The organism is Flavobacterium sp. AJR (assembly GCF_002156885.1).
In the GTDB taxonomy this organism is placed as follows: Bacteria; Bacteroidota; Bacteroidia; order Flavobacteriales; family Flavobacteriaceae; genus Flavobacterium.
The window spans coordinates 36771-45853 of record NZ_NCWQ01000046.1; the positions used below are offsets into that span (position 1 = coordinate 36771).

General features: G+C 32.1%; 10 protein-coding genes and 1 tRNA gene. 9 read left to right on the top strand and 2 right to left on the bottom strand.

Features of this window, described 5'->3' with window-relative positions; genetic code table 11:
• Nucleotides 1–55: 55 nt before the first annotated feature.
• The 3 genes from B8T70_RS13350 to B8T70_RS13360 all read left to right on the top strand — a co-directional run bounded on the left by B8T70_RS13350 (nucleotide 56) and on the right by B8T70_RS13360 (nucleotide 2335).
• Nucleotides 56–1012, top strand: coding sequence for a hypothetical protein (locus tag B8T70_RS13350; protein ID WP_086895162.1), 957 nt, complete (start codon nucleotides 56–58; stop codon nucleotides 1010–1012).
• Nucleotides 1013–1059: 47 nt separating this feature from the next.
• Nucleotides 1060–1701 carry a hypothetical protein gene (locus B8T70_RS13355; protein ID WP_086895163.1) on the top strand — a complete coding sequence of 214 codons (642 nt, stop codon included), beginning with the start codon at nucleotides 1060–1062 and terminating at the stop codon, nucleotides 1699–1701.
• 421 nt (nucleotides 1702–2122) lie between these two features.
• Nucleotides 2123–2335: a hypothetical protein gene (locus B8T70_RS13360; protein ID WP_039112341.1), complete on the top strand. Its 213-nt coding sequence runs from the start codon at nucleotides 2123–2125 to the stop codon at nucleotides 2333–2335.
• A gap of 227 nt (nucleotides 2336–2562) precedes the next feature.
• Here B8T70_RS13360 and B8T70_RS13365 read toward each other — a convergent pair whose 3' ends face one another.
• Nucleotides 2563–3015 carry a DUF4442 domain-containing protein gene (locus B8T70_RS13365; protein ID WP_039112342.1) on the bottom strand — a complete coding sequence of 151 codons (453 nt, stop codon included), beginning with the start codon at nucleotides 3013–3015 and terminating at the stop codon, nucleotides 2563–2565.
• A gap of 231 nt (nucleotides 3016–3246) precedes the next feature.
• Between B8T70_RS13365 and B8T70_RS13370 the strand changes: the two genes are divergently transcribed.
• The 5 genes from B8T70_RS13370 (at nucleotide 3247) to B8T70_RS13390 (ending at nucleotide 7636) form a co-directional block, all read left to right on the top strand.
• Nucleotides 3247–3726, top strand: coding sequence for a DUF4870 domain-containing protein (locus B8T70_RS13370; RefSeq protein WP_240474690.1), 480 nt, complete (start codon nucleotides 3247–3249; stop codon nucleotides 3724–3726).
• A 187-nt stretch (nucleotides 3727–3913) separates the two neighbouring features.
• A complete protein-coding gene (locus tag B8T70_RS13375; protein ID WP_039112343.1) occupies nucleotides 3914–4246 on the top strand; it encodes a PadR family transcriptional regulator in 333 nt (110 codons plus the stop codon).
• Nucleotides 4247–4248: 2 nt separating this feature from the next.
• Nucleotides 4249–5979, top strand: coding sequence for a PspC domain-containing protein (locus tag B8T70_RS13380; protein WP_086895164.1), 1731 nt, complete (start codon nucleotides 4249–4251; stop codon nucleotides 5977–5979).
• Nucleotides 5980–5981: 2 nt separating this feature from the next.
• Nucleotides 5982–6722 carry a head GIN domain-containing protein gene (locus tag B8T70_RS13385; RefSeq protein ID WP_039118081.1) on the top strand — a complete coding sequence of 247 codons (741 nt, stop codon included), beginning with the start codon at nucleotides 5982–5984 and terminating at the stop codon, nucleotides 6720–6722.
• Nucleotides 6723–6802: 80 nt separating this feature from the next.
• Nucleotides 6803–7636: a GIN domain-containing protein gene (locus tag B8T70_RS13390; protein WP_086895165.1), complete on the top strand. Its 834-nt coding sequence runs from the start codon at nucleotides 6803–6805 to the stop codon at nucleotides 7634–7636.
• A 150-nt stretch (nucleotides 7637–7786) separates the two neighbouring features.
• Here the strand turns inward: B8T70_RS13390 and trxB are convergent, their stop codons facing one another.
• Nucleotides 7787–8734 (bottom strand): thioredoxin-disulfide reductase, encoded by a 948-nt coding sequence (gene trxB / locus B8T70_RS13395; RefSeq protein WP_086895166.1) that lies wholly within the window; start codon nucleotides 8732–8734, stop codon nucleotides 7787–7789.
• A gap of 150 nt (nucleotides 8735–8884) precedes the next feature.
• Here trxB and B8T70_RS13400 point away from each other — a divergent pair.
• Nucleotides 8885–8959 (top strand) — tRNA-Pro (locus tag B8T70_RS13400).
• The last annotated feature ends 124 nt before the right edge of the window (nucleotides 8960–9083 follow it).

Consider the following 9083-nt stretch of genomic DNA (forward strand, 5'->3'; position numbering starts at 1 on the left):
TTTACAAGAAATAAAACTAGTTAATCCAATCCTACAATTAATCCTAAAGACCTAAATGAAACATATTACTCTTTTCTTTTTATTATTTCTAAGCTCAAATGTATTTTCACAATCAAACGAAGACTTATTAAAATTTAGCTATGAAATGTACAAAGACTATAAAAAACCTAGTCTCGAAAAAGTAAAATCAGTTACCTATAATCCTGACATAACTTTCATTAAATCAAAATATAGTAAAGATAACTTGATTAGTTATATCGATTTTTTTATTACAAACGCAAAAATCGCATTAGAACAAAAAGATAAAAACCATCTCAATGTTTTATTAAATTCTGATTTCCCAACCTATTATCAGGAAGAATTGTTTGGCATCGTTAGCTTAAAGAGCACGAATAGTGAACTAAAAGACTCCAAAAACAAAGAAATTAAAATGGGAAATTCCAATGCTAATAGCATGGGAGGAAAAATAAAAGAAAATTCTAATTCTGAATTTGAATATAGAAGTATGGAAAACCAAACTGTTGCTTTTACTAATAATGTAAATCTAAAAGGTACTATTACTTATGAGTTATCAATTCTTACTGATTATTCTACTCAGAAATTAACGAAACAAGATACTGGAAAAACTATCGTTTTAAACCATCTAAAATATGAAGTCGTAGAAATAATTGGCAACAAGGTTATTCTAAAAAAACTTTATGATTTTAAATATGATGGAAATATTAAAATACTATTATTTGACAAAAATAAAAACCTAATAGTATCTGATGATGAAAACAGAGCTCAAAATTCACTTCTTTGGACAGGAAAGATAGATAGTACTTATTATAATTTTATATCAAAAAACCCAAATGCTACTTTTGATGAATTTAAGAAACATATCAAACTTGAAAATATGATGTCCAAAAATCCAGAATACATTATAATTACAGCAGTTTCAAACTTAGATAATGAATTTGTTATTTACGAGCCTGAATATAATGCCTCTAAAGAATTTAAAGTAAAATTATAATTTGCTCCATCATAAAATAAATTATCCCAACCAATAAATTAAAAATCATGACCGAAGATCAAGAATACATATACGATTCATTAGTAAACCAAATAAAAATGGGATTTTTTCCTGTTGATGAGATTAAAGAAATGACTTGGGAACAAGTAGAAGATGAAGAGATGGAAGATGACGTCTCAGAAAAATGGGTTAATACAACTATTGACGCCGAATTTAAAAAACATCAAGAAGCGAGTAAAACGTGGAAATCACCAACGGATACCGAAAGACTTGTCAAAGCTTTTAATGAACTGAGCAAAGCAAATGTCATTGCACTACATAATGCTGGTTACACAACCAGCGAAGGCGAATATGAAGTTGTTGAGGTAGAAATAGAATTAAGAAAACAACAAGTACAATCGGATGGGTATTGTTTTTATCACGGGCAGGATCTAGAAAGAGCTATTGACCCTGATAGTAGAAACTTGATGATTGCTTTTCAAAAAATAGATAATTCGGATGATACGGTTACAATAGAAGTGGGTAAAAAAGTAGCCGAAAAACTAAAAGATAATGGCTTCGAAATAATTTGGGACGGAACTGCTCTAACCAAAATAGAGATTCCAAATTTTGATTGGCAAAAAGTTTATAATGACTCTGAAGAGGATTTGTTGAATCATAATAGGGTATTGCAGTTTATGGTAAAATAATTCTATGAGAGACTCCACAATCTTTGTCAAAGTTTTGAACTTTGACAAAGATATGCGGGTATTGCTATTCCGAAAAATAAAGAATCTTTACTAGTAGCTAGACAAAGATTATGGAGTCTCTTGCGGAGATTGCTTCACCAGTTCGCTATCGCTCATATCTTCGTTCCTCAGAAAGACAAGTTTGTGGTTAGTTTATGTCTAAACCTATATTATGTAGACGCACTGCTGTGCGTCTCTACAGAAAACCTTTGAACCTTTGTTCCTCTGAACCTTTTAAACCTTTACTAAGAACCTTAAAAAGATTTTATAAAAACATTAACGTTACTCTTATTCTTACAAAGAGTAAATCATATTATATTTGATTCATATTTTTAGAACTATCTAAAAATGAAATCATCAACATTCAAAAAAACCTAACAAAATGACAAAAGTAATCACTATTCTAACTATTGCCTTATTCTCTATGGGTGTTAGCGCTCAAGAAGCTAAACCAACTGCTAAAAAAGAAACTTGTTCGAAAACAATGAGCAAAGCTGATATCGAAAAATGTAAAGCTAAATGCAAAGCTGAAGGAAAAAAATGTGATAAAGATATGGCTGGTAAAGATGCCAAAAAATGTTGCGCTAAGAAATAATACTTCTTTGTATTCCATAAAAAATGCCTCAAGTAATTGAGGCATTTTTTTTTAAGTTTATGTGCTTAGTACGCGGATGAAACGGATTCGCTATCGCGAAAACGCAGATGAAAACAGATTTTCTTTCACAAACTTTAAATCTGTTTGTTGATTCTTTTAAAAGATCCGTTTCATCTGCCTTCCTTTCCTTATATAGACAATTGTAACTCTTTATCTATGGCAAATAGTTATTTTACACGTACGCTCCACTCAAAATCCATTTCGGATACTTGAATTCCTTTTTCATCGGTTCCTATAGATTTCATCCAGAAGGTTTGCCCCTCTCCTGTTTCGATTGTTCTTTGGATGGCTTCGGCTATTAAATGACCGTCGTTACATACGAATGTAATACGCCCAGTTGCTTTCTTGGTAAAGTTTCCTTTGTTATTTGCCACTAGCATTGAAATCTTGCGTCCGCTTTTTTGGATTTCGGATATTACCAATGCTCCTGTTGTAAGTTCGGCTGCCATGGCTTGTACTGCAAAGTACATAGAATTGAAAGGATTCTGGTTTATCCAACGGTGTTTTACCGTTACAACACATTTATTATCGTTGATTTCTTTTACTCGTACTCCACAAATGAAGGCCGATGGTAATTTGAATAATACAAATTTATTGAGTTTAGAAACTGAAACTGCCATACCGTTTTGATTTTTATGTAAAAATACAAAAAAACTATGCACGCACAATAAATTGCCATTTTTTTCCTAAAACCTCAATAAACACAATACTTAGCACTGGTTTTCAGTATCTTTTTTATAGAAAACAAATTTCAACTTTGTTAAAATTTTGTTAATAATTAGTACTATGCAAAACAAGATACTGTCTTTTAGCTATATATTTGTATAAGAAATTACTATATACTTTTAATCATGGAAACATCAACACCACTAATCATGGAAACATCATCAGAAAGAAACATGGCAACGTTTACTCATTTGAGTACATTAACTCAATATTTTATCCCTTTTGGGAATTACATCTTCCCGATATTATTATGGTCGAGTAAAAAAGACAAGTCAGAATTTGTGAATCATCATGGTAAACAAGCTTTAAATTTTCAGTTAAGCTTACTATTATACACTTTGATTCTTGCATTAATTGCTATTCCAATTTTTGTTTTTGTAATCTTCAAGAACATTCCGATGGATGTAATTATTAATGACAACGATTTTACAATGAATAATTTTAATCTTGGGGACAATATCGGAATCTTAAGTATTGGAGTTTTAGCAATCTTAATTTTTGGAATGCTTAAAGTAGTTGAGTTCTTCTTGGTTATTTATGCTTCGATAAAAGCTTCGAACGGAGAATTATACAAATACCCGCTTACGATTCCTTTTATTAAGTAATTGTAAAAATTAAAAGTTATATACAATATATGAGCCTAGCCCTGATAGAAGCGGCATCCTTTTTCTGGCTCTTTTGCCAGAAAAAGATATAGCGGAGAGCAGGAAAAAGCTTCAAAAAAATCATCAATCAATCACCAATCATCGATCAAAAAACGAAACGTCAATCTAAACAAAACAAAATGAAATTATGAACATTGAAAACACAAAAGCACAGATGCGCAAAGGTGTTCTTGAGTTTTGTATCTTATCTGTACTGAAAGAAAAAGATGCTTATACATCGGAAATATTAGACACTTTGAAAAATGCAAAATTACTGGTTGTAGAGGGAACTATTTATCCATTATTAACCAGATTAAAAAACGACGGTTTACTTAATTATCGCTGGGAAGAATCGACTTCTGGACCACCACGAAAATATTATGGATTAACTGAAATAGGTCAGACATTTTTAAACGAACTAAATGGCACCTGGAATGAACTTTCGGATGCTGTAACACTAATCACCAATCAAAAACAATAGTCATGAACAAAACTGTAAATATTAACTTAGGAGGCATGTTCTTTCATATAGATGAAGATGCATACTTGAAACTGACGCGCTATTTTGACGCTATAAAACGTTCTTTAGGTAACTCTTCTGGTAAGGATGAAATCATTAAAGACATTGAAATGCGTGTATCGGAATTATTAACCGAGAAACAAAAAAGTGAAAAACATGTTGTGGGATTAAAAGATGTGGATGAGGTTATTGCAGTAATGGGACAACCTGAGGACTACATTATCGAGGAAGAATCTAATGCATCTCATCAATCATTTAGCAATTCTGGAACTCGTAAATCTAAAAAATTATACCGTGATAAAGAAAAAGGTATGATTGGTGGTGTAGCAACTGGTTTGGGTCACTATTTTGGAATAGATTCTGTTTGGTTAAAAATCATGTTCTTGATATTTGTTTTTGCTGGATTTGGAACTGGAATACTTGCTTATATCGTATTATGGATTGTAACTCCCGAAGCTGTAACAACTTCGGAAAAACTAGAAATGACTGGTGAACCGGTTACGATTTCGAATATCGAAAAAAAGGTACGTGAGGAAATTGAGTCTTTTTCGGATAAATTTAAAAATGCCGATTATGATAAAATGGGAAACCAGGTAAAATCGGGTGCTGAAAGACTAGGAAGTGGTTTTAGTGATTTTATCATGACTGTTTTTAAAATCTTTGCTAAGTTTTTAGGGATTATTTTAATCATGTCGGGTATCTCTACCTTAATCTTATTACTTATTGGGGTTTTTACTCTAGGAACTAATCTTTTTGTTGAGTTCCCTTGGCAAAACTTTGTAGATGCTGGAAACTTTACTGATTATCCTATCTGGATGTTTGGTTTATTAATGTTCTTTGCTGTTGGAATTCCGTTCTTTTTCTTGACGCTTTTAGGATTTAAATTATTAGCGCCAAACATGAAATCTATAGGAAACATAGCAAAATATACGCTTCTTGCTGTATGGATTATCGCAATGGCATTGGCAATAAGTATTGGAATAAAACAAGCTACAGAAATTTCATATGACAATAAAACGGTACAAAAGCAACCTATAAACATTAAAACTACTGATACTCTTTTTGTAAAGTTTAAATACAATGATTATTTCTCTAAAGATCTTGATCATCACAGAGATTTTGAATTTGTACAGGATTCGGCAAACCATCAATTAATCTATTCAACTAATGTTAACCTGCGAGTATTGCACACTGATGAAAAAACAGCTTACATACAGATAGAAAAGACAGCAAGAGGAAAATCATACATTGATGCTAAGGAAAGAGCTGAAAAAATAAACTATAAATTTGAAATAAAAGGAAACCAGCTTATACTAGACAATTACCTTCTTACTGATATTAAAAATAAATTTAGAGACCAAGAAGTAAAAATATATTTATACTTACCAGAAGGTCAATTACTAAAACCAGATGCTTCGGTAGAAGATTATGATGAGTCTGATGACAATTTCTTTAATTTGCATTTCAGTTCTGATAATTACATTTATAAAGTAGAAAGTTCTAAAGTTAAATGTTTGAACTGCCCTATCTCTGAAAATGAATTTGATGATGTTGAAGATATTGAAGATATCGATTCAAATGATACTATAAATGAAGTATCGGTTAAAATAAACGGAAAAGAAGTCTTGAACGGAAAGAAAACTTCAGGACACTTAACAACAGACAAAAACGGAGTTATAATTAAAATTAATTAGTCATGATCAAGATAATTATGTGGATTACCAAGTTTATAGTTGTTGCCTTAACAGCTTTGTTATTTGCTTCTTGTAACTACTCGAATAATTTTAAATCGATAGTAGGAAGCGGAAAAGTTATTACTGAAAAAAGAACGGTTCAGGGAGATTTTAGAAATGTATCTGTTAGCAATGCTATAGATCTTGTAATTGAACAATCAGACAAAACTGAAATTACTGTAGAAGCTGATGATAATTTAATAAACGGAATTACCACAAGAGTGGAAGGAAATACTTTGGTTATTAAATCTGACTACAACTCTTTTAAAAATATAAAATCTAAAAGGGTTATCGTAAAAATGCCTTTCATTGATAAGATTAAAGCTTCGAGTGGATCATCTGTAAAAAGTCAGAATGTTTTAAGAGGCGAAGATATTAGTCTGGATGCCTCAAGCTCTGGAAACATGAGTCTAAACATAGAATCGGATGCTATTACTTGCGAGACAAGTAGCGGTAGCTCAATAGTTATTGAGGGAAAAGCATTAAAACTAAATGTGTCTGCATCTAGCGGAAGTGATATTAGCGCAAAAAGATTGCTAGCAAACGAAATTGAAGCACAAGCTTCTAGTGGAGCTACTGTATATGTACACCCAATAGTAAGTTTAAAAGCTGATGCTAGCAGCGGAGGAAATATTAATTACAACTCTGTCCCAAAATCTATCGAGAAAAAATCTAGTTCTGGCGGAAGCATCGATCAGGACTAATACTTAAATAGTACTTAAAATTATATTAATCATCCACCGCAAGTGGATGATTTTTTTATATTTGTAAAAAACAAAATTTAATGAAAAATTACACACTAGCGCTCCTGCTTTTAGTTGTTACTACAGCAACTTTTGCACAAAAAAGAGAAAAGATAAAAGGTTCAAAAACAGTAACTATAGCAACCAAAGAAGTAGGTGAATTTAATAGTCTTGAAGTTAATGACAATCTTGAAATTTACTTAGAACGTGGAGAAAAAAACGAAATAAAGATCGAAGCCGACGATAATCTTCATGAAATTATTGGTATGGATTTAAACGGACAATTACTTCGTCTTTACACATCTAAAGATGCTAGTATCTTTAAAAAGCTAATTGTAAGAGTAACTTATACTAAAGATTTAATTAAAGTTATTGCAAAAAATGCGACTGTAGTAAATGCTATTCAGGAAGTTCAGCTTGATGATATCACTTTTAACTCTGTAGATTACTCGAAGTTATTTTTGAATGTAAATTCTAAGAAATTTGCTTTGATAGCTGATGATAAATCGAAAACAGAACTAAATTTAAAATCAGAAAATGGAAGTGTGCAATTAAGTAAAAATGCTGGTTTAAAAGCATTGGTTGTTGCAACAGATTTTAAATGTGATTTATATCAAAAAGCCAATGCAGCTATTGAAGGTTCTGCTACTAATGGAACTTTTAGACTGGATAACAACTCTGTACTAACAGGAAATAAATTTACTGTTAAAAATGCTAATCTTACTGCCGAGAGTTATTCTACTTGTAGCTTACTTGCAGAAACTACCATTACTATTGCAGCTGGAGATAAAGCCGAAGTTCAGCTTTTGGGAACACCTAAAATTGAACTTACCCGTTTTTCTGAGGAAGCAAAACTGATTAAAAGATTGAAATAAATAAATCTCGTCTTAAGTTAATTTGACAATATATGATAACATAGCATTGTCAGGTTGAGCGGAGTCGAAACCTTATCTATAAGTATAAAAACAAAAAAGTCCCATTCGCCGCGGCGAATGGGACTTTTTTTATAGATTGTAAAGAACTAATTAGTCTTTTGAAGCCAAATATCTTTCAGCATCTAATGCGGCCATACATCCTGTACCTGCAGCAGTAATTGCCTGACGGTATACATGATCAGCAGCATCTCCAGCTACAAAAACACCTGCTACATTTGTTAATGATGTTCCTGGAGTATTAATGATATATCCTGTCTCGTCTAGAGTCAAGAAATCTTTAAATATATCTGTGTTTGGTTTATGACCAATTGCAACGAAGAATCCTGTTGCTGGAATATCAAAAATTTCACCAGTAGTTTTATTTTTTGCTTTTACAGCAGTAACTACTTGTTCGTCTCCAACTACCTCTACAGTATCGTGGTTCATTAATATCTCGATATTTTCGGTTTTACGAACACGATCTTCCATAATTTTTGAAGCTCTGAATTTTTCGCTTCTTACCAACATCGTTACTTTTTTACAAAGTTTAGATAAGTAATGTGCTTCTTCGCAAGCTGAATCTCCTGCTCCTACGATTACAACTTCTTGGTTTCTGTAAAAGAATCCGTCGCAAACAGCACAAGCAGAAACTCCTCCACCCATTTTTAAATAATGTTGCTCAGATGGCAATCCAAGGTATTTAGCAGATGCTCCGGTAGAAATAATTACCGTTTCGCAATGTAATTCGATAGTATCGTTGATCCAAACTTTATGGATATCTCCAGAAAAGTCAACTTTGGTAGCCCAACCATCTCTTATATCAGCACCAAAACGTTGTGCTTGGCTTTGTAATTGTATCATCATTTCTGGTCCAGTAACTCCATCAACATAACCAGGGAAATTTTCAACTTCGTTTGTAGTTGTTAATTGTCCTCCAGGTTGCATTCCTTGATATAAAACTGGATTCATATTAGCTCTGGCAGCATAAATAGCCGCAGTATAACCTGCTGGTCCAGAACCTATAATTAGGCATTTAATTTTTTCGATTGTATCTGACATAATTTTAATTTTACTGAGATGCAAATGTAATCTATATTATAAAAATTAGAGCCTTAAATAAATCCTAAATAACTATATAGAAATAAATAAAATTTATTTTCAAAAAATGTTTTGACAACTGAAATAAATGTCTATCTTTGCAGCCGCTTTCGGGGTGTAGCGTAGCTCGGTTATCGCGCCTGCTTTGGGAGCAGGAGGCCGCAGGTTCGAATCCTGCCACCCCGACAAAAGTCTTTTCATTTATTTGAAAAGACTTTTTTGTTTTACAACAAATCCAATATTAAATCCACTATAACGTCCCGAAGGAAAAGCAGAAACTTGGCAGGTCATATTAGCTCAAATGAAACAA